Source organism: Caballeronia grimmiae (genome assembly GCF_022879615.1).
GTDB lineage: Bacteria > Pseudomonadota > Gammaproteobacteria > Burkholderiales > Burkholderiaceae > Caballeronia > Caballeronia grimmiae.
The window spans coordinates 1,125,547-1,143,740 of the sequence record NZ_CP084272.1; the positions used below are offsets into that span (position 1 = coordinate 1,125,547).

Consider the following 18,194-nt stretch of genomic DNA (forward strand, 5'->3'; position numbering starts at 1 on the left):
AGAATCATTGAATGACTGGCAACGCTTTCACGCCGATGCTGAACCCCACGACCGGCCCGCACTTCACCGCACTGAAGGAAGCCGGCCCCGCGTGGACGCGCGAGCAGTTCGAAGAGCAACTGCGCGCGAAGGGCACGTCGTACCACATTCATCATCCGTTCAACGTGAAGATGAACAGCGGAGGATGCTCGCGTGAGCAGATACGCGGCTGGGTCGCGAACCGCTTCTACTATCAGATCAACATTCCGCTCAAAGACGCGGCGGTCATGTCCAACTGCCCCGATCGCGAGACGCGCCGCCGCTGGGTGCTGCGTATTCTCGATCACGACGGTTATGAAGAACAGCCCGGCGGCATCGAAGCATGGGCGCGTCTGGGCGACGCAGTCGGGCTCTCACGCGACGATCTCTGGTCGCTTCGGCTCGTGACGCCGGGCGTGCGCTTCGCCGTCGATGCCTACGTGAACTTCGCACGCCGCGCGCCGTGGCAGGAATCGGTGTGCTCGTCGCTGACGGAGATGTTCGCACCACAGATTCACAAGGACCGGCTTGCCACGTGGCCCGAGCATTACACATGGATCGAACCGGAAGGGCTCGCTTATTTTCGCTCGCGCGTGTCGCTTGCGCAGCGTGACGTCGAACATGGTCTCGAAGTGACGCTGTCGCATTTCACCACGCGCGAGCAACAGCAACGCGCACTCGATATCTTGCAATTCAAGCTGGATATTCTTTGGACCATGCTCGACTCAATCGAAAAGGCATTCCCGGCATGAGCGACATGAATCCGACTCAACGCATAAACGAAGCCGTCGACGCTCCAGACGATGCCTTGCGTCCGAAGCTCAAGCGTCTCTTTCGCCTGCAATGGGAGCCTGCGCAAGACGCGCACGTGCTGCTTTACCCCGAAGGCATGGTGAAGCTCAATCAGAGCGCCGCGCAAATCCTGCTTCGTTGCGATGGCACGCGCGATATTCCCGCGCTTGTCGCCGATCTGGAACAGGCGTTCAACGCAGCCGGTCTCGGCGACGATGTGCGCGCGTTCATCGCCGGCGCGCGTGCGCGTGGCTGGCTGGAGTGAAAAGGTGCAAGCATGACCGATCTTTCCGAACCCATCGCCAAGCCGGAACACGAAGGGACGCCCATTGCGCCGCCGTTGTGGCTGCTTGCTGAACTGACGTATCGCTGTCCGCTGCACTGCGTCTTCTGCTACAACCCGGTGAATTACACGGACCATTCGCGCGAACTGGATACGGCGCAATGGCTCGACGTATTGCGTCAGGCGCGTGCATTAGGCGCAGCGCAACTGGGCTTTTCCGGTGGCGAACCGCTCTTGCGCGATGACCTCGAAACGCTCGTTGGTGAAGCCCGCAAGCTCGGCTTCTATACGAACCTCATCACCTCGGGCATCGGGCTGACGGACAAGCGCCTTACCGCGCTCAAGGATGCGGGCCTCGATCACATTCAGCTTTCGTTTCAGGACTCCACGCAGGAGCTGAACGACTTCTTATCGAGCACGAAGACATTCGATCTGAAGAAGCGCGTCGCCAGTCTCATCAAGGCGCATGACTTTCCGATGGTGCTCAATTGCGTGCTGCATCGCTATAACCTGCCGCATATCGGGCGCATCATCGACATGGCGCTCGACATGGGCGCGGAGTATCTGGAACTCGCCAATACGCAGTACTACGGCTGGGCCCATGCGAACCGTGCGCAACTCATGCCGACCGCCGAGCAGTTGCAGGAAGCGGAAGCCGTGGTCGAGCGGTATCGCAAGGAAATCGGCGACAAGTGCAAGATATTCTTCGTGGTGCCCGACTACTACGAGCGTCGCCCGAAGCGCTGCATGAACGGCTGGGGCTCGGTGTTTCTCGGCATCGCGCCGGACGGCGCCGCGCTGCCCTGCCATACGGCGCGCTCGCTCCCGGGTCTCACGTTCCCCAACGTGATCGACACGCCACTAAAAGACATCTGGTACGAAAGCGATGCATTCAACCGCTTTCGCGGCTTTGGCTGGATGAAAGAGCCATGCCGCAGCTGCGATGAGAAAACAATCGATCTCGGTGGATGCCGCTGTCAGGCTTATCTGCTAACGCAAGACCCCGCAAATGCGGACCCCGTATGCGATAAGTCCGCGCATCATGAGCGAGTGATCGAAGTGGTGCGCGCGGCCTCGATGAGACAAGAGCCGCAGGAACAGCCCATCGTCTTTCGTAACGATGCGAATTCGCGGCGGCTCGCTTCGACGCATCGAACGGATGGATCGGAAGTCGGAGAAAAATAACCATGCATGCCGATATCTCCGTGCTGCTCGTAGACGATCACGCCGTGGTGCGTGAAGGCTACAAGCGTCTGCTCGAACTCAGCCCCGATGTCAGCGTCGCGGGCGAAGCGGCGGATGCCGCGCAGGCTCATCAGAAGTTCTGCGCGTTGCAGCCCGATGTCGTCGTCATGGACCTTGCGTTGCCCGGCGCAAGCGGTATAGAAGCGATGCGTCGCATGCTCGCACGCGAGCCGCATGCACGCGTGCTGATCTTCAGCGTTCACGAGGAAGCGATCTTCGTGCGCCGTGCGCTCGACGCCGGCGCGCGCGGTTATGTCACGAAAGCCAGCGCGCCCGATGTGCTCGTCGAAGCGGTGCGCTCGGTTGCGCGTCGCGTTTGCTATCTGAGCCCGGATATTTCGCAAGCGATCGCATTGCGAGCGACGATTCAGGAAGGACCGCCGGGACGGCAGTTATCGGCGCGTGAGTTCGAAGTGCTCCGTTTGCTCGTGCAAGGTTATACGCTGCCGAGCATTGCGGAGAAACTCGGACTGAGTCAGAAGACCGTGGCCAATCATCAATCGGTGATACGGCAGAAATTCGGCGCCGATAATGGCGTCCAGCTCGCGCAGATCGCAAATCGTCTGGGACTTCATTTTTCCGATCTCACTGGCGCACCCGACGCGCCTTCGTTCGGCTCGCTAGGCAACGGCCGCCCCGCCTGAACCGGTACGCGTGCGCAGACCAGAAAGCCCTGGCCGGGACTGCTCGCAAGATGGAATTCGCCGCCCAGCGCCTCCACGCGCTCGCGCATGCCGACAAGTCCCAGGCCCTTGCGCGGCACTGAGAGATCGACGCCCGGACCATCGTCCGCGATAGTCACGACGACCTCTCCTGAGCCTTGCTTCGTTTCCGGCGTGCGTACCAGATAGATTTCTACGCGTGATGCACGCGCGAACTTGGACACGTTCGTCAGCCCTTCCTGCACGAGCCGATAAAGCGCGATGTTGAGCGCATCGCCGAGATGGTCGAAATCGCCCTCTACCGTCAATGTGAATTCCGCTTGCGGCAGGCGTTCGCGCCAGCCTTCGATGCAATGTTCCATGGCGGTCGGCAAGCCGAATTCATCGAGGCCGATGGGCCTAAGCTTGCGAGTCATGCCGCCGATTTCGCGGTACACGTGCGTCGCGCTTTGCATCAACGCCAAAGCAAGCCGATGAATTTCGTCCTCGCGTTCAGCGGACAAATCGCGGATGCGTGCCGCATCGAGCGATATCGCGTTCAGGTACTGACCCAGTTCGTCGTGCAGCTCGCGCGCTAGATGGCGGCGTTCCGCTTCCTGCGCGGTAGTGGCCTGATCGGCCAGCCGCCGGTTTTCAGCGAGCAGATGTTCCGCCTCCTGTTCGAGCGCATGGCTGCGGCGCACTTCGCGACGCGCGTCCTTGTAGCGCCGCCATGCGAACCACGCAAAACCGAGCGCAAGCACAAGCAGGGTCGCAGGAAGTTCATCGAGCTGAAAGCGCTCGGCGCTGCGCGTCCAGCGATAAGTGAATTCGCTGAAGTCGATCAGCGCGAAGCCTGCGCCCGCGACGATGGTCATCGCGAGCACGCATGCCAGATCGCGCGACGCCGTCGAGGGCGTTGCGCGTCTGGAAGCATCTTTAGCGCGAGAGGACAAGGATTCGGATGGCATCGCGGAATCCATTTTAAGCACGCCAGGCCCGCGCGATGGCGGATGCAAATGACGTTTGGGAACCCTTCCCTGCACGATCGGGAAAAGCTCCCGGTGCGCGCACGGATTGTTGTGCGACTCTTTCTATCAGAGGCCGATCGTTTCAAGGAAGCCACAACAAAGAATAACCGGAGACGACAATGAGGAGCATGCCGCGCCAGTCCGCCATCGCGCATCGGTTCAAACCCCGAGCGCGACTGAAGCTCGTGTTCGGGAGCGCATTGGCGAGCATCACTGCCGGCGCATGGGCGCAAGCGGCCAGCGCGCCGCCGAATACGGAATTGCCGACTATCGTCGTGGTCGGAACCACACCCTTACTGGGCGTGGGCACGCCGCTCGAAAAGGTCCCGGCGAACGTGCAGACCATCAAAGGCAACGAGATCGAAGCGCAGCACTCCGCGACCGTCACCGACTATCTGCAGCAAAACGTAGTGAGTGTCGACGTCAACGACGCGCAGGGCAATTCTTCTCAAACTGATATCAATTATCGGGGTTTCACAGCGTCGCCCTTGCTCGGCACGCCGCAGGGCCTTTCAGTGTTTCTCGATGGCGTTCGCATCAATGAGCCGTTCGGCGATGTCGTGAACTGGGATCTGATTCCGGAAGCCGCCATCAGTACGATGCAACTCATTCCCGGTTCCAATCCGACCTTCGGCCTCAATACGCTCGGCGGCGCAATCGCCATCACGACCAAGAACGGCCGCACGAATCCCGGCGGAAACATCGATATCAGCGGCGGATCGTGGGGCAGAAAGACTGCGCAGATCGAACAGGGCGGCGTGATCGGCAGCAACCTCGACTACTACTTCACGGCCAACATCGCGAATGACAACGGCTGGGCGGCACAGAATTCGAGCCGCTTGCGTCAGGCGTTCGGGAAGCTACGTTACACGGACGCCGACACGACCATTTCTCTCTCGATGGGCGGCGCGGACAACACGCTGAACGGATCGCAGACCATTCCGCGCTCGTTTCTCGACAACTACAAGCAGGCTTATACGTTTCCCGACACGAATGAAAATCAGGTGGGCTATATCACGCTGTCGGGCGAGCACTACTTTTCGCCGAATGTGGAGTTGAGCGGCAATTTGTATTACCGGCACTACCGCAACCGCAACGTAAGCAGCAACGTCAACGACAATTACGGCGAAGCCGATGATGACGGCACGATCGATCTCACGCAGGCGACCAACGATCAATCGGTGATCGTGACGGATAGCTATGGCGCAAGCCTGCAACTGACGCTGCTCAACAAGCTGTTCGGCATGGACAACCAGTTGATTCTCGGCGGAGCAGGCGACTTCGCCAATTCGCATTTCACTCAGTCGTCGCAGCCCGCGGAGTTCACCGATAGCCGCGCGACGATCGGCCTCGGCCCCTTCGTGCCGACGACGAACGCAAAGACGCGCAATGAAAACTGGGGCATTTACTTCGAGAACACGCTGTCGTTCACCGAGCAATGGTCGATGACGCTCGCGGGCCGCTATAACTGGGCCAAGGCGACCATCGGCGATGAAAGCGGCGTACAGCCGCTGCTCGATGGACGGCACACGTTCTCGCGTTTCAATCCGGCAATTGGCTTCAACTGGAACCCGACGCCGTGGTTCACGGCGTATGCGACCTACAACGAAGGCATGCGCTCCCCAACGGCAATCGAGCTTGCATGCGCGGACCCGAACGCCCCGTGCTCGCTTCCGAACGATTTCATTGCGGACCCCGAACTAAAGCCGGTCATCTCGAAGACGTTCGAGATAGGTGCACGCGGACATATCGGCACATCGACGACCTGGAGCGCTGCGTTATACAGCACGACGCTCACGGACGACATCCAGTTCGTCAGCAGCGAAGGCGCAACGAGCACGCTCGGCTACTTTCAGAACGTCGGCAAGACACGCCGTCAGGGTTTCGAACTTGCGGGCCGGACGCGATGGGGACCGCTCGGGTTCGCCGCGAGCTACAGCTATGTGAACGCGACGTATCGTTCCACATGGACGGAGAACAGCGCGAGCAATTCGAGCGCGGACGCGGACGGCAACATTACCGTGCATTCCGGAGACCGCATTCCCGGCATTCCCGCGAATACTGTGAAATTGCGCGTGGACTACAACCCGCTCTCGCGATGGAATATCGGCACGAACCTCACGTATCGCAGCAATATCTTTGCGCGCGGCGACGAGAACAATCAGGATGTGAACGGCAGCATCGCCGGCTATTTCCTGATCGATCTCGACACGACCTATAACGTCACGAAGCAGTTGCAAGTCTATGCGACCGTCAAGAACCTGCTCAACAAACGCTACGCGAACTTCGCGATTCTCGGCGAGAACTTCTTTAACGGGCCGAACCATACCTTCAACGGCGCGGATACGACCAATGAGCAATTCCTCGGCATTGGTGCGCCACGTGGCGTCTGGGTCGGCTTGCGCTATGCATGGAATTGAGTGCTGCTGCCAGCTCCAGCTCAGCGCGGTTTGAACGGATAGATCTTGGCAGGCCGCCGTTGCCGCAAGTCGGCCAGAAATTTCTCGACGAAGCGGCCAAGTGCGTTGGCCTTGAGTTGCTCGAGCATCCGCATGGCATCGCTGGGCGATTCCGGTCCCATCACGAGCGCGCCCACGCCCAGCGCGCCAAGATGCGCGACGAGCGCGCACGAGGAAAGCGAGCCGGCATCGAAAAGGCGGAGCGCGTCGGCGGCATCGTCGTCCAGTTCGATGCCTTCCTGGATGCACTGCTCGTAACGAAGCTCGCCGTGCTTGCCGACGTGTGCGGGCAGCCATCGGCAATTGCCCGTGCTGCCCTGGGCCGCAAGCAGAATGCGCCTGCTTACCGGAGTATCGGATATTGCGTCAAACGCCTCGGCTAATGTAAGCATGATCGTCCTCGCCGGAGAGCCTATCTGATACTAGCAGCCGCTCACAGCGAGGCGGAAGGTGGATTGAGCAACGATGCGCGGTGCAAAGCGAAACGGCCGTGCGGCCAGCGCGATCAGCGGCCCGCTATCGATCCCGCGCTCGGCGGATACGTGACGATGCCCCATGCAAGCGGCAAATCGCCGATCTGGCTGACGGTCTGGAAGTTCGACGCATCGAGCACATACACCGCATTGGAGCGGCCGCATGCCAGCAGCAGCCGCGATCCATCGGGCGTGAAGCTGAAATGCCAGCAGCGCTGGCCGACGGGTATGTCGCTCATGTGCGCGTAGGTGACGCCATTGAACACTTGCAGGGTTTTGTCCCGCGATGCAGCCACGATCAGGCGCTTGCCCGAAGGATCGAACGATACGCCATAGGGGCCGGTTTTCGTATCGACGGTCTTGACGACCTTCAGGTCCTTGCCGTCCAGCACGATGAACTTGTTCGCATTTTCCAGCGTGACGACGTATTGCTTTCCATCGGGCGATATCTTGATGCCGCGCGGACGCGAGCCCTTTTGCAGTTCGACGGTGCGTACCGGCTTGCCCGTGCGCGCACGGTAGACGGACACCGTGTCGTCGCCTTCGTTCGTGACGAGAATCAGCGTGCCGTCCCGCGAAAATTCGACGCCTTCCGTTTCATGGCCGCTCTTCACTGAGCGCGTGACCTTCAACGCCTTCAAATCGACGATGGCGATTTCGGCGGGCGGTGAGTTCGGGTCGTCGTCATCCTTCTCCGGCTCGCCGGGCTTGGGCGGCCCGCCGGATTCGCCCGGCTCATACGTCACATAGGCATAACCGCCGTGCACGCGCACGAATTCCGGGTTCTTACCGATCTTCACGCGCCGCGTGACTTTGCCCGAAACGGTATCGATTTCCGAAAGATCGCCCGTCGCTTTGTTGGCAACATACAGGCGCGTGCCGTCCTGATTGAGGCTCAAGCCGCGCGGGCCGTCTTTTCCCACGTCGATGGTTCTGGCAAGCGAGAAATTCGCGAGATCGATCACGCCGACCCCGGCGGTTTCGCTGGTCACATAAGCGGTCTGTGCCGTGGCGTGCGCGCTGAATGCGGAGAGAAACAAAGCGGGTGCGAGAAACGACGCGCACGCCAGGCGCGCCGCCTTGATGGTGACTTGCATGAGCGTCTCCGGCTGAACGTTCTTTGTTCGTTCTATGGCGGGCCGTTTCAGGTGAGCCTGGCCCAACGACTAACTTAGCGCAGGAGACGCCGCGCACGCAATCGCATCGGGCGGGAGAAATTCCCGAATTCCCTTCGCGAAGGATCAATGAAGCGCGGACACATCGTTCGCGAGAAGATCGACCAGTGCCTTTGCGCCGCGTCGCCATGACTGGTCCGTGTTGCCGCGAATATCGACCGAACGCTGAAAGAGCGTTGCGCCGCTGTGTGCGTCCTCCACCCGCAGGTTCATGTTAAGTATCAGATTGCTGATCTTCTGCACCCAGCACACGCCGACCCGCGACGTGCCCAACTCACGCGCCACACGCAGTTCACAGCCATTGCACGCGCTCATGTCCTGACCGCTTTGCAGCGAGGCGATGAGATCGCTTGCTCGCGCGTTATCCGCGACTTCGAACAGCGCGCGTTGATGTACGTCATCGCGCAAGGTGCTGCTGATCATCTGAAGCCGCTGGCTTTGAATGCGGTTGATGTCGGCGTCGTTGTAGGCGGCGTTATCGTCGATGAGCGTGCAGTCGAGCAGTGCAATAGATTGCCGCGCGTCTTGCGCGAGAACGCAGCCGCTAAAAAGCACTGCGCTCGCGAAGACAAAACTCAATGCTCGAACAATGACGGTCATGGTCCAGTCCCGATGGATGCGCCAACACCACGGTGTTCATCTGTTCGCGCGATTCCAACATACCGCCGCCTGACGACTCGATCAAGTGCGGCTGTTGCGCGCTGCGCCAAGCCCCACGCCCAGGCGGCGCAAATTGGCATAGGCCTTGCAAAACTCGTGGCGAGCATCGCGATGCTCGATCCACTTCAAGCTATCCGCCAGGAGCACCACCATGAAACGCACTCTCGCCATTGCAGACCTTCCGCCCGATAATAGGACCCACGACGAAGCCACGCTCTCTCAGCAACAGATGCAGCGCATCACAGGCGGAAGGGCCGTGTCCGCCATCGTCGATGGCCGCTCGCCCGCAACCGTCGATGACTGGGGCATCAACATCGCCATCTTCGAAGGGCGCATCAGCGGACCGTATATCGTGTGATGCGGCGTTGGCGGCTCGTGTCCATCGCGTGCGAGCCGCTCGTGGCAACCCGTCGTTCCCGATGGATTCGCATGCCGAAGTGGAGTAACGTTGCAATGCGAGCCTGGCAACGACAGGGAGGCGATCATGTCCGGCGAACCCGCTTCACAATGGCAGGTCTTCGAATATGAGGGCTTCGACATACACGTGCTGCCGCAAATCAAACCGACGCCGGAGCACGCGCCTCCACGCGCGGCTGAGCGATATGTGTTCATCGGTCGAGTATGCCGCCATGGAACGAACGCCAATACGCCTGCGGAAGCCGTTTATTTCCACGCCGATGGCGACGATGAATACCGGACCGCGCAAGACGCAGTGGAAGAAGCGCGGCATATCGGCAAGAGCATCATCGACGGGACGCATCCGGATTTATCGGTGCTGTCGATCGTTTCGCATCGTCATCCCGAATGACGGCGCCACGCATGGAACCTTCGGATCACGATGATGCGCGCGTCGAAAGTCTGAGCGCAATCACGCTCGCGACGCACGACATGCGACGTGCCGTGCGCTTCTATCAGGCGCTCGGTTTTCGCATCGTTCACGGCGGCGCTGATGAAGCGTTCACCTCTTTCGCGCTGGGCAGTTCCTTTCTCAACATCACCAGCGAAACGCACGGTCCCATTCAATGGTGGGGCCGCGTCATCATCTACGTGTCCGACGTGGATGCGTTCTATCGCAAGGCGTGCGCAAGCGGCATCGAGCCGCTGTTTGCGCCGCGCGATGCGCCCTGGAACGAGCGCTATTTTCATCTCACCGATCCCGACGGTCACGAACTCAGCTTCGCGCGTCCGCTATAACGCATCGGGCCGGGCATGCGTTTCGCTAATGCCTCTTTGACGGTAACCGTACGCACCGGTCCGACGATATGACCGTTCGCGCACATACCCGCGCACGACACGCCTTGAACATACAGGCACATCAACGCCTTAATTAAAGCTTGGTCACGTGCTGTTGCTATTTCGCAAAAAGGCACGACGCTGGCGGATTCACGGCGTAGAGTTCAAGTGCTTTGTCACGAGTGTGGTGCGTTGCGGCAGGCGTCATTCATGCGGCTTAAAGCCTCGTGCGCTTCTAGCCGATATCCAGACATGAACGCCGCGTGCAGGAGACTTCAGATGAAAAGCATCAACGAACGATCCCTACGTTCTCAAGTGGAGAAATGGCTCGCGCCGGCAAGCGTGCCGGTGCATGTCACGAAGTTCAGCCGAACTCGCGCCGATCACACGCGGTACGTGTGCGTCGAAACATTGCAGGGCGCAGCGTCGAGAGCGTTATTCTTCTTTCGACACGATGACGGACAGTGGTGCGTTTATCCGCCTGCGCCGCAGCGAGCGAACATCAGGCGAGAGCGGCTCGCTGCGTGACCGGAAGCCTCAAAGACGCATGTTGTTGAAGAACTGAAACCACATTGCGCCAAGCGGATTCATTGCGCTGGCGCGTTGATCGGCAGTTTGAGCCGGCGCTTCCCTCGTCTCGGTCGCGGGCTCGGGCGCGGGTTCGCCCGTTGCCTTCGCTTCGCGCGACTCATGCAATGCGACGACGCTCTCCGCGATCTGCCGAGCCGTCGCTTCATCGCAATCCTGGCCGAGCAGCACGCCGAACACGACGTCACCGTTATGCCCTTCCGACGCAAAGCGCATCGCAAGCGATACACGCTTCGCATAGAGCGCCTCGCGCGCCGCTTCTTCCTCGCGTAGCTGCGCTTCACGGCGCTCCATTTCTTCCGCGAAGATACGGTCGTAGACCTCGCGTTGCGCGGGATCCGACAAAATGGCGTAAGCCTCTTTTATCTCGTGAAACTTCGCATGGGCGGCCTCTTCGTTGCCGACGTTGCGGTCAGGATGGCAACGCATCGCGGCCTTGCGATACGCCCGCTTGATCTCTTCCTCGGTGGCGTGCTCATCGACGCCCAGCGTTTCGTATAACGTTGCCATCAGCGTTCTTTAGCGTTCGTTGAAGGAAAGGGCACAGGCATCCTAGCACGTTAAAACGGGCCTTTTGTGTCTAGCGCCGCGTGATGGCGCGAATGCCTGATGCGCCGATCAGATCGAAAATGGCGCGTGTGGGCCGCAGATAAAGCGCGATGTGCAGGCGGATCACGATCACCGCGACGACGAAGAAGCCGAGCGTCACCACGAGATATTCGCTACGCCCCGCGACGACGCCATAGCGCGTATGCAGGAGCACGAAGACGAGCCAGGCGAACGCCGGCGCATGCAGGCTCCAGTGGCGCTGCGCAAAGTGCCATGCGAGCCGCCGCACCTCGCGTCTTGCGCTGCGGTCGAGGCCGGCGAGTTCAGGGCGTCCGCGAAAAGCGAATGGCATGACGTAAGGGCTGCGTCATCGTCGAGGAGGATGCATCCAGCATAGCGCGCCGACGGCAGTCCGAGGCATCGAGTAGACTGGCGCACATGCACGTCAATCGAATCGGAACCCGCACCGGAACTGCCGGGCCGCTGCGTTCGAGCGCATTCGCGGGCCACGCATCGTGAAGGGCGGCAACTTTCGCATCACGGCGGCTGTCGTCGCCAGTGCGCTCTTTATGCAAAACATGGACGGGACCATCGTCGCGACCGCCATTCCTACCATGGCCCGCGATCTTCATGTCGATCCCGTTCATCTGAGCAGCGCCATCACCGCGTATCTCGTCGCATTGACGGTGTTCATTCCGGCCAGCGGATGGGTGGCCGACCGCTTCGGCGCACGGCGGGTATTCATGTGGGCGATCGCGACGTTTACATTAGCGTCGATCGCGTGCGCCGCCGCGATGAATCTGCCGCAGCTGCTTGCCGCGCGCGTCGTGCAAGGTCTCGGCGGCGCGATGATGGTGCCCGTCGGCCGGCTCATTCTCTTTCGCGGCGTCAGGCGCGAGGAACTGCTGCAAGCGACCACGTGGCTGACGATGCCCGCGCTCGTGGGCCCGTTGCTCGGCCCGCCGCTCGGCGGCTTTCTCACGGATACGCTCTCGTGGCGCAGCATCTTCTGGGTCAATGTCCCGGTCGGCGTCATCGGCTTGTGGCTCACCTGGCGGCTATTGCCGCCATCGCCGCCGGAAAGCCGCACGGCGCCCGATCTGCGCGGCATGCTGTTGTCGGGCGCATCGCTCAGTTTGTTCATGATTGGCATCGAGAGCGCCGGGCGCGACGTGTTGCCTGCGGGTGTGCCGTGGATCTGCGTCGCGGCCGGCTTGCTGCTTTTCCGGGCGACGATACTGCATTGCCGGAAGACGCCCAATCCGGCCATCGATTTCTCGTTGCTGTCGATCCCGACGTTTCACGCGGCCACCATCGCGGGCAGCCTGTTCCGGGCGGGCGCGGGCGCGCTGCCGTTTCTCGTGCCGCTGACGTTGCAGGCGGGCTTCGGCTACAGCGCATCGGCGAGCGGGCTCATCACGTTCGCAAGCGCACTGGGCTCGTTCTGCATGAGGCCGATGACCGCGCTCGCGCTGCGCCGATTCTCCGTCCGTACGGTGCTCTGCGCCGGCAGCGTCTCTTTCGCGGCGGTGCTCGTCGTTTGCTCGACGATGTCGCAAGCATGGCCCGCGAGCGCCATCTTTCTGTTGCTGCTGGTCGGCGGCCTGGGCCGTTCGCTCAGTTTCGCGACGATGGGCGCGCTCGCCTTCGCCGACGTGCCGAAAGCACGCCTCGCCGCGGCGACCTCGTTTCAAGGAACTGCGCAGCAGTTGATGAAGGCGTTCGGCGTCACGGTCGCCGCCGGGACGATCGAGGCGACGATGCTCGTATCGGGCAGCACGCAGACAGAGCGGTGGCAGCTCGCGTGCGGATTCATCGCGACGGCGCTTCTTGTGCTGGCGTCATTACCGATGTTCGCGCGCCTGTCGCACGACGCCGGGGAAGGGATTTCGGCTCCGTCGGCCAAGCGCGCCGGGCGGACCTAGGCGCTGGACCTAGGCGCGCCTTTTCGAGGAAGTAACTTCTTCTACCTTACGAAACTATTCCTCAGATCTAGGACAAGTCCATGATCTGCAACGGGAATTTGTCGGGCTATAATGCGGCTCCGCTGTTTCTCACCGAGTCCGATGCGCCGCACATCCCTTCTGATCGCCCTCTTGCTGACTTGCACCCAGGCCGCCTTCGCGCAGGAAAGCGCGCCCGCCGCCTCCGATGTCGTGGCGCAAAATGCCGTGCAGCAGGACACGCGAAGCGAAGAAGCGCATAACAAAGTCTCCGAAACCATCACACGCCGATTCGGCATCGCGCGCGAAAAGGCGCAGGCCATCGCGACGGCGGTCATGTGGTCGGCTTCGAAGTATTCGCTTCCCCCGGCGCTTTTGCTCGCCATCATCTCGATTGAATCGCGTTTCAAGGAAACGGCGAGGGGCGCGAACAACGCCACGGGGCTGATGCAGGTCGTGCCGTCGGCGCACAAGAAACTCGTGCGCGATGTCGATCTGACGGAGCCGGAAGCCAACATCGAAGTCGGCTCGGCGATTTTGCATGGCTATCTGAAGTCCGCAAAAGGCGATGTCGATGCCGCGCTGAAGAACTACGGCGGATCGAGCGCCTACGCGCAAAAGGTCAGCCTCCGCGCGAAAACGTTTGAGCCGGTCACCGCGCCTGCTCAGTAACCCATCATCTCCTAGTTGTTCTCCCGGCGCGCCGCCGCGTGGCGGATGCCGCCTAGCCCGTTCAGGCTCGCGACGATCGCACCCGCTTGGCACTCATTGATCATCGACACGACGCGTCAATAGCCCTGTTGCTGGCCGCTGCCGTTCGACATGCCGCCCGGGCTTGCGCTGCCCGTGCTGCCCGGACCGCTGCGTTGCATGGAGCCCTGGCCCATGCCGTTGTTCACGCCGTTGTTGCCCATGCCGCTCTTCGCGCCGGTCCCGGTGCCAGTCGTGCCGTCGCTCGTTCCGCCCATCCCGCTGCCGCCCATGCCGACGCCGCCGCCCTTGCCTGCCGCGCCCGTGCCCGCACCCGCCGATCCGTTGCCGCCCGCGCCCATGCCGCCCCCGACGCCTGCCGCACCCGCCCCGCCACCGCCGCCCGCGCTGCCTCCACCGCCCGCACCGCCGCCACCGCCGCCCGCTTGCGCATAGACGCCGCCCGACAGGCCGAGGACGAGCGCGGAGGCCACCAGTTTCATCGTGATTGCTTTCATTGCGAATCTCCCAAAGTTAGCGTGCCGGCTGCGCGTATCGTTTGCCGCAACCGCTCCTTGCTGGCGCAAGCACCGTGCCGCGTTCGAACAGGCATCAATAACCGTAGCCTGCGGGCGCACATGGGACATAGGCCCGCCGATAACCGTCATAGCAGTAGCCTGCGGGCGGAGCCGGTTGCGCATACGCGGGTTGGGCATAGACCGGTTGAGCGTACGCAGGTTGAGCGTCGGCCGGTTCTGCATAGGCCGGCTGTGCGTACGACGGCTGCGCATTGGCGACCGATGTCACGAGCGCGCCCAGCACAGCGCCGCCGATCAACGCGCCGATGATCGCGCCGCCGTCGCCGCCGTGACCGCCGCCATGTCCGCCACCGTACCCGCCGCCGCGCCCGTGCGCCGAGGCCTGGCCCGCCATCGACAGACTACCGATCATCAACAAGACAAGTGCTCCGCGCTTCATGGTGTTTCTCCTGATCCCGTTGTCCGGGTTTGTGAGAAGCATCTTAAGCAGGCGCTAAGGAAATAACTGATGCAGTTGGTAACGGTGCATTTCAACGCTTACAAATGATGATTCGGATGCCGAACTAAATGACGGCCGTTACAAACCGGGAAGAATTCGCGCGCTGGTAACACTTGTGTTCTTGAACTTTGCAACGGCTTTGCCCATGCACGACGGCTGTTTCATTTGCTAGCGGCTGGTTACCGTTTGTCACCAAACAGCGGTCAACGATCGACGACGGCTTCGCGTTTTCATCGTCACATGCCGCGCATTGGCATGCGTCGTTGAATAACGCAGGATCTCAAGGAGTCGAACAATCATGAAGAAAATCGTCGCTGCTCTCGCATCCACGCTGCTCGTCACCACCGTATTCGCGCAGACCGCCACAACCGACGCTGACAAGGCGCAAGTGAAGGCCAATCACGAGAAGACCGAGGCGCAGGCCACGGCCAACAAGAAGAAGGCCGAAGCTCAACACGATGCCGCCAAGGCGCAGGCATCGGCGAACGAAGACAAGGCATCGGCGCAAGCCGACGCCAACAAGGAAGCCGCGAAGGTAGCGCGGGCGACCACGGCGGAGCAAGCCTCCGACGCGCGCGGTGACGCCACGAAGGCACAGGCGAAAGCCAACCAGAAGAAGCACGCTGCACAGGCCAAGGCCGATGACAAGAAGCACGACGCAGCGAAGGATGCCAACGTGGCGCAAGCCAAGGCCGACAAGGAAAAAGTCGAGGCGCAAAGCGACGCAAACAAGGCGGCCGCCGATGCGAAGGTCGACGCCGCGAAGAAGTAAGGGAAGCCGGCGCGCATTCAACCGATCATCGCATTGCGCACGCGGGCCGTCGAGTTGTCGATTCCTTCGGTCCCGTGCGTTGACACATCGAGCGAGCCTTCGGGCTCGCTTTTTTATCGCATTGATTTACTGGTTTCACTCAATACGTTCGATCTCCGCCGCGCCGACCTCATGCTCCGCGCTCGCATGATGCTCGCTCATCGGCGCTGCGCGACGCTGCGCGCGTTCATGCATCAGAAGCCGTGCGCTATGCACGGCGGTCAGCGCAACCGCCAGCCAGATCGGACCATACGTGCCGAGCTTGTCCGCCGAAAACGGCTCGCCGAGCAATAGCACCGCTACGCCGACCAGCAACACAGGTTCGACGTAACCGAGTATGCCGAACAGTGCGAGCGGCAAATAGCGGCTCGCACGAAGATACGATGCGAGCGCAATCGTGCTGAGTGCGCCGAGACCGGGCAGCAGCACCATCGAAAGAAGCGGCGCACCGGCGACCACGGCAAAGGAACCGCGTGCAGCCAGCGTGACCAGCGCACATGGCGCGATCAACATGATTTCGACGGCGAACGCGACGAGCGGATCGGCGTCGAGGCGACGCCGCAACACGAAATACGGCGGATAGCCCAGCATGACGACGAGCGTCGGCCAGGCAAACGCCTGCGTGACGATCAACTCATGCGCTACGCCGATCGCCGCTGCCGCGACCCCCGCCCATTGCAGCGCATCGAGCCGCTCGTGGTAATGGAAGCGCCCGATCAGCACCATCACGAGCGGAAGCAGGAAGTAGCCGAGCGACACTTCGAGCGCGCGGCCATGCAGCGGCGCCCAGAGAAAGATCCACAGCTGCAAGCCGAGCAGCGTAGCGGAAACGGCGAATCCAGCAAGCAGGCGCACGTTTCCGGCAAGCTTCGCAACGAGCGCGCATAATTGCGGCCATCGATTGCGAACGGCCACCAGCAGCAGCGCGCCGGGCAACGTCCAGACCATGCGCCACGCGAAGATGTCGAGGCCATCGAGCGGGGCGAGCCACTTCGTATAAGCGGACATGAGCGCGAACAACGTGGAAGCGGCGACGGACAATGCAATGCCGCGGCCCATGACATGCTGATTCATCGAGATTTCGCGCGTCAGCGCCAGAATGCGTTGAGCGGCATTCTAAACGCAGCATCGGCGTGACCCGCGTCTAGCGTGTTTTTTGCTTCACCGCCAATCGATACCTCCCGAAAGCGTCATTGCATCAGCAGCATCCGAGCGCTGTGCCTCATTCCGAGCGGGGCACGCGAAGAAAAAGCCGCAACGATGGAGACGTCATGACTCAGCCCGCCTTGTCGCCCCGTTTTTCCAGCGCCTTTGCAGAAGCCGTCCACGCCGGTCTTTCAAGGCGGCCGCAGAAAGAGCTTCCGTCGATGTATCTGTATGACGAAGTCGGCTCCGCCCTGTTCGAAGTCATCACCGCCTTGCCGGAATATGGCGTCACGCGCGCCGAGGAACGCGTGCTTAAGGCGCATGCGGCGGATATCGTAAATGCGCTGCCCGCCAACGTGAAGGTCGCGGAACTCGGCAGCGGCAGCGGACGCAAGACGCGGCGCATTCTGGAAGCGCTGTGCAAGAAGCAGCCCACTGCGTATTACCCGATCGAGATATCGCGCACGGCGTTGCAGTTGTGTCATCGGGAGCTTGGGGATATCGAACGTGTGTCGATCGTCGGTTACGAACGCGATTACCTCGCCGGCCTCGCCGAAGTGAGCGCGAAGCGGAACAAGGGCGAGCACTTGCTCGTGCTGTTTCTTGGCAGCACGATCGGCAATTTCGCGCGTCTTGCCGCGACGAAGTTTCTCCGCTCGATCCGCGGCATGCTCGAACCCGGCGACGCGCTTCTGCTCGGCACCGATCTCATCAAGCCGCTGCCGACGCTGATCGCGGCCTACGACGATCCCATCGGCGTGACGGCCGCGTTCAACCTGAATCTGCTTGCGCGGATCAATCGCGAGCTGGGCGGCGATTTTCCGCTCGATGCCTTCGAGCATCTCGCGCGCTTCAATCCCGATGCGCGCAGCATCGAAATGCATCTGCGCGCGAAGCGTCCGTTATCGGTGCGTGTGCGCGACGCGGATCTGCACGTCGACTTCGAACAGGGCGAAACGATCTGGTCGGAAAGCAGCCACAAGTATGCGGCTGAGGAAGTCGCCCCGATCGCCGTTGATGCGGGCTTCGAATGCACGCATCAGTGGCGCGATGAAGAATGGCAGTTCGCGGAAAGCCTGCTGGTGGCGCGTTGAGCGTCAGTGCTGTTCGAAGCGTTCATAGCGCTTCTCGACGTAACGCTCTTCGCTGAAGAAGTCCGTGATGCGTGCATGCGGCGGGCCGCGGCGCAGCCATTCGAGCATCAGGTCGACCTGATTGGCCGCGCCCTGTATGACGGCTTCGACCGAGCCGTCATCGAGATTGGCGACCCAGCCGCGCACGCCGAGCGCGTGCGCGCGTCTGACCGTGTGATGACGAAAGCCGACGCCCTGCACCACGCCTTTCACACGCACATAATAAGTTTCGATTCTCGTATCCAGATCCGGGCCCGGCATCGTGCATTCCTTCCATGTCCTCACA

Annotated in this window: 24 protein-coding genes; 13 read left to right on the forward strand and 11 right to left on the reverse strand. The window is 61.5% G+C overall.

Annotation, left to right across the window (positions count from 1 at the left end):
• The first annotated feature begins 35 nt into the window (after positions 1–35).
• From pqqC to LDZ21_RS18920, 4 genes are read left to right on the forward strand one after another with little or no spacing between them, the layout of a single operon-like run.
• Positions 36–770, forward strand: a complete 735-nt coding sequence (gene pqqC, locus LDZ21_RS18905) for a pyrroloquinoline-quinone synthase PqqC (RefSeq protein WP_052005726.1) — start codon at positions 36–38, stop codon at positions 768–770.
• A gap of 5 nt (positions 771–775) precedes the next feature.
• A complete protein-coding gene (gene pqqD, locus LDZ21_RS18910; protein ID WP_152562563.1) occupies positions 776–1,075 on the forward strand; it encodes a pyrroloquinoline quinone biosynthesis peptide chaperone PqqD in 300 nt (99 codons plus the stop codon).
• Between the two features lie 12 nt (positions 1,076–1,087).
• Positions 1,088–2,278: a pyrroloquinoline quinone biosynthesis protein PqqE gene (gene pqqE, locus LDZ21_RS18915; protein ID WP_244795278.1), complete on the forward strand. Its 1,191-nt coding sequence runs from the start codon at positions 1,088–1,090 to the stop codon at positions 2,276–2,278.
• 2 nt (positions 2,279–2,280) lie between these two features.
• Positions 2,281–2,982 (forward strand): response regulator, encoded by a 702-nt coding sequence (locus LDZ21_RS18920; RefSeq protein ID WP_244795280.1) that lies wholly within the window; start codon positions 2,281–2,283, stop codon positions 2,980–2,982.
• On the opposite strand, the gene LDZ21_RS18925 is transcribed toward LDZ21_RS18920, so the two are convergent.
• The gene (locus LDZ21_RS18925; RefSeq protein WP_244795282.1) at positions 2,910–3,950 is read right to left on the reverse strand and encodes an ATP-binding protein; all 1,041 of its coding nucleotides are present in this window, start codon (positions 3,948–3,950) and stop codon (positions 2,910–2,912) included. The genes LDZ21_RS18920 and LDZ21_RS18925 overlap by 73 nt on opposite strands.
• Positions 3,951–4,129: 179 nt before the next feature.
• On the opposite strand from LDZ21_RS18925, the gene LDZ21_RS18930 reads away from it, so the two are divergent.
• Positions 4,130–6,430 (forward strand): TonB-dependent receptor, encoded by a 2,301-nt coding sequence (locus LDZ21_RS18930; protein WP_244795283.1) that lies wholly within the window; start codon positions 4,130–4,132, stop codon positions 6,428–6,430.
• Between the two features lie 20 nt (positions 6,431–6,450).
• Here the strand turns inward: LDZ21_RS18930 and LDZ21_RS18935 are convergent, their stop codons facing one another.
• The 4 genes from LDZ21_RS18935 to LDZ21_RS31195 all read right to left on the reverse strand — a co-directional run bounded on the left by LDZ21_RS18935 (position 6,451) and on the right by LDZ21_RS31195 (position 8,930).
• A complete protein-coding gene (locus LDZ21_RS18935) occupies positions 6,451–6,861 on the reverse strand; it encodes a hypothetical protein (protein WP_244795285.1) in 411 nt (136 codons plus the stop codon).
• 113 nt (positions 6,862–6,974) lie between these two features.
• A complete protein-coding gene (locus tag LDZ21_RS18940; protein WP_244795286.1) occupies positions 6,975–8,039 on the reverse strand; it encodes a beta-propeller fold lactonase family protein in 1,065 nt (354 codons plus the stop codon).
• Positions 8,040–8,183: 144 nt separating this feature from the next.
• Complete coding sequence (locus LDZ21_RS18945; protein ID WP_244795287.1) at positions 8,184–8,717, reverse strand: DUF3280 domain-containing protein; 534 nt, start codon at positions 8,715–8,717, stop codon at positions 8,184–8,186.
• An 81-nt stretch (positions 8,718–8,798) separates the two neighbouring features.
• Positions 8,799–8,930, reverse strand: coding sequence for a hypothetical protein (locus tag LDZ21_RS31195; protein ID WP_280519422.1), 132 nt, complete (start codon positions 8,928–8,930; stop codon positions 8,799–8,801).
• Between LDZ21_RS31195 and LDZ21_RS18950 the strand changes: the two genes are divergently transcribed.
• From LDZ21_RS18950 to LDZ21_RS18965, 4 genes are all read left to right on the forward strand, one after another.
• A complete protein-coding gene (locus LDZ21_RS18950) occupies positions 8,929–9,135 on the forward strand; it encodes a hypothetical protein (RefSeq protein WP_244795288.1) in 207 nt (68 codons plus the stop codon). The two genes, LDZ21_RS31195 and LDZ21_RS18950, sit on opposite strands and share 2 nt — an antisense overlap.
• Positions 9,136–9,261: 126 nt before the next feature.
• Positions 9,262–9,585 carry a hypothetical protein gene (locus tag LDZ21_RS18955; protein ID WP_244795289.1) on the forward strand — a complete coding sequence of 108 codons (324 nt, stop codon included), beginning with the start codon at positions 9,262–9,264 and terminating at the stop codon, positions 9,583–9,585.
• 11 nt (positions 9,586–9,596) lie between these two features.
• The gene (locus tag LDZ21_RS18960) at positions 9,597–9,971 is read left to right on the forward strand and encodes a VOC family protein (RefSeq protein WP_244795290.1); all 375 of its coding nucleotides are present in this window, start codon (positions 9,597–9,599) and stop codon (positions 9,969–9,971) included.
• Positions 9,972–10,289: 318 nt separating this feature from the next.
• Positions 10,290–10,538, forward strand: a complete 249-nt coding sequence (locus tag LDZ21_RS18965; RefSeq protein ID WP_244795291.1) for a hypothetical protein — start codon at positions 10,290–10,292, stop codon at positions 10,536–10,538.
• Positions 10,539–10,547: 9 nt separating this feature from the next.
• Here LDZ21_RS18965 and LDZ21_RS18970 read toward each other — a convergent pair whose 3' ends face one another.
• Positions 10,548–11,108 (reverse strand): J domain-containing protein, encoded by a 561-nt coding sequence (locus LDZ21_RS18970; protein ID WP_244795292.1) that lies wholly within the window; start codon positions 11,106–11,108, stop codon positions 10,548–10,550.
• Between the two features lie 70 nt (positions 11,109–11,178).
• Positions 11,179–11,499, reverse strand: a complete 321-nt coding sequence (locus LDZ21_RS18975) for a hypothetical protein (RefSeq protein WP_244795293.1) — start codon at positions 11,497–11,499, stop codon at positions 11,179–11,181.
• A gap of 163 nt (positions 11,500–11,662) precedes the next feature.
• On the opposite strand from LDZ21_RS18975, the gene LDZ21_RS18980 reads away from it, so the two are divergent.
• Positions 11,663–13,072 (forward strand): MFS transporter, encoded by a 1,410-nt coding sequence (locus tag LDZ21_RS18980; protein WP_244795294.1) that lies wholly within the window; start codon positions 11,663–11,665, stop codon positions 13,070–13,072.
• A 246-nt stretch (positions 13,073–13,318) separates the two neighbouring features.
• Positions 13,319–13,762, forward strand: a complete 444-nt coding sequence (locus LDZ21_RS18985; protein WP_404981066.1) for a transglycosylase SLT domain-containing protein — start codon at positions 13,319–13,321, stop codon at positions 13,760–13,762.
• 116 nt (positions 13,763–13,878) lie between these two features.
• Here LDZ21_RS18985 and LDZ21_RS18990 read toward each other — a convergent pair whose 3' ends face one another.
• Positions 13,879–14,298: a hypothetical protein gene (locus LDZ21_RS18990; protein WP_244795296.1), complete on the reverse strand. Its 420-nt coding sequence runs from the start codon at positions 14,296–14,298 to the stop codon at positions 13,879–13,881.
• Positions 14,299–14,392: 94 nt separating this feature from the next.
• A complete protein-coding gene (locus tag LDZ21_RS18995; protein WP_244795297.1) occupies positions 14,393–14,758 on the reverse strand; it encodes a hypothetical protein in 366 nt (121 codons plus the stop codon).
• A gap of 358 nt (positions 14,759–15,116) precedes the next feature.
• Here LDZ21_RS18995 and LDZ21_RS19000 point away from each other — a divergent pair, with 358 nt between their 5' ends.
• On the forward strand, positions 15,117–15,590 hold the full coding sequence (locus LDZ21_RS19000) for a hypothetical protein (RefSeq protein WP_244795299.1): 474 nt from the start codon (positions 15,117–15,119) through the stop codon (positions 15,588–15,590).
• 135 nt (positions 15,591–15,725) lie between these two features.
• On the opposite strand, the gene rarD is transcribed toward LDZ21_RS19000, so the two are convergent.
• A complete protein-coding gene (rarD, locus tag LDZ21_RS19005; RefSeq protein ID WP_244795301.1) occupies positions 15,726–16,703 on the reverse strand; it encodes an EamA family transporter RarD in 978 nt (325 codons plus the stop codon).
• Between the two features lie 197 nt (positions 16,704–16,900).
• On the opposite strand from rarD, the gene egtD reads away from it, so the two are divergent.
• Positions 16,901–17,869, forward strand: coding sequence for an L-histidine N(alpha)-methyltransferase (egtD, locus tag LDZ21_RS19010; RefSeq protein WP_244795302.1), 969 nt, complete (start codon positions 16,901–16,903; stop codon positions 17,867–17,869).
• A gap of 3 nt (positions 17,870–17,872) precedes the next feature.
• Here the strand turns inward: egtD and LDZ21_RS19015 are convergent, their stop codons facing one another.
• The gene (locus tag LDZ21_RS19015; protein ID WP_244795303.1) at positions 17,873–18,169 is read right to left on the reverse strand and encodes an acylphosphatase; all 297 of its coding nucleotides are present in this window, start codon (positions 18,167–18,169) and stop codon (positions 17,873–17,875) included.
• Positions 18,170–18,194: the final 25 nt, after the last annotated feature.

Coding starts and splice junctions, on each gene's coding strand:
- pqqC (WP_052005726.1), top strand. CDS start 36: ATGCTGAACCCCACGACCGGCCCGCACTTCACCGCACTGAAGGAAGCC.
- pqqD (WP_152562563.1), top strand. CDS start 776: ATGAATCCGACTCAACGCATAAACGAAGCCGTCGACGCTCCAGACGAT.
- pqqE (WP_244795278.1), top strand. CDS start 1,088: ATGACCGATCTTTCCGAACCCATCGCCAAGCCGGAACACGAAGGGACG.
- LDZ21_RS18920 (WP_244795280.1), top strand. CDS start 2,281: ATGCATGCCGATATCTCCGTGCTGCTCGTAGACGATCACGCCGTGGTG.
- LDZ21_RS18925 (WP_244795282.1), bottom strand. CDS start 3,950: ATGCCATCCGAATCCTTGTCCTCTCGCGCTAAAGATGCTTCCAGACGC.
- LDZ21_RS18930 (WP_244795283.1), top strand. CDS start 4,130: ATGAGGAGCATGCCGCGCCAGTCCGCCATCGCGCATCGGTTCAAACCC.
- LDZ21_RS18935 (WP_244795285.1), bottom strand. CDS start 6,861: ATGCTTACATTAGCCGAGGCGTTTGACGCAATATCCGATACTCCGGTA.
- LDZ21_RS18940 (WP_244795286.1), bottom strand. CDS start 8,039: ATGCAAGTCACCATCAAGGCGGCGCGCCTGGCGTGCGCGTCGTTTCTC.
- LDZ21_RS18945 (WP_244795287.1), bottom strand. CDS start 8,717: ATGACCGTCATTGTTCGAGCATTGAGTTTTGTCTTCGCGAGCGCAGTG.
- LDZ21_RS18950 (WP_244795288.1), top strand. CDS start 8,929: ATGAAACGCACTCTCGCCATTGCAGACCTTCCGCCCGATAATAGGACC.
- LDZ21_RS31195 (WP_280519422.1), bottom strand. CDS start 8,930: ATGGTGGTGCTCCTGGCGGATAGCTTGAAGTGGATCGAGCATCGCGAT.
- LDZ21_RS18955 (WP_244795289.1), top strand. CDS start 9,262: ATGTCCGGCGAACCCGCTTCACAATGGCAGGTCTTCGAATATGAGGGC.
- LDZ21_RS18960 (WP_244795290.1), top strand. CDS start 9,597: ATGGAACCTTCGGATCACGATGATGCGCGCGTCGAAAGTCTGAGCGCA.
- LDZ21_RS18965 (WP_244795291.1), top strand. CDS start 10,290: ATGAAAAGCATCAACGAACGATCCCTACGTTCTCAAGTGGAGAAATGG.
- LDZ21_RS18970 (WP_244795292.1), bottom strand. CDS start 11,108: ATGGCAACGTTATACGAAACGCTGGGCGTCGATGAGCACGCCACCGAG.
- LDZ21_RS18975 (WP_244795293.1), bottom strand. CDS start 11,499: ATGCCATTCGCTTTTCGCGGACGCCCTGAACTCGCCGGCCTCGACCGC.
- LDZ21_RS18990 (WP_244795296.1), bottom strand. CDS start 14,298: ATGAAAGCAATCACGATGAAACTGGTGGCCTCCGCGCTCGTCCTCGGC.
- LDZ21_RS18995 (WP_244795297.1), bottom strand. CDS start 14,758: ATGAAGCGCGGAGCACTTGTCTTGTTGATGATCGGTAGTCTGTCGATG.
- LDZ21_RS19000 (WP_244795299.1), top strand. CDS start 15,117: ATGAAGAAAATCGTCGCTGCTCTCGCATCCACGCTGCTCGTCACCACC.
- rarD (WP_244795301.1), bottom strand. CDS start 16,703: ATGAATCAGCATGTCATGGGCCGCGGCATTGCATTGTCCGTCGCCGCT.
- egtD (WP_244795302.1), top strand. CDS start 16,901: ATGACTCAGCCCGCCTTGTCGCCCCGTTTTTCCAGCGCCTTTGCAGAA.
- LDZ21_RS19015 (WP_244795303.1), bottom strand. CDS start 18,169: ATGCCGGGCCCGGATCTGGATACGAGAATCGAAACTTATTATGTGCGT.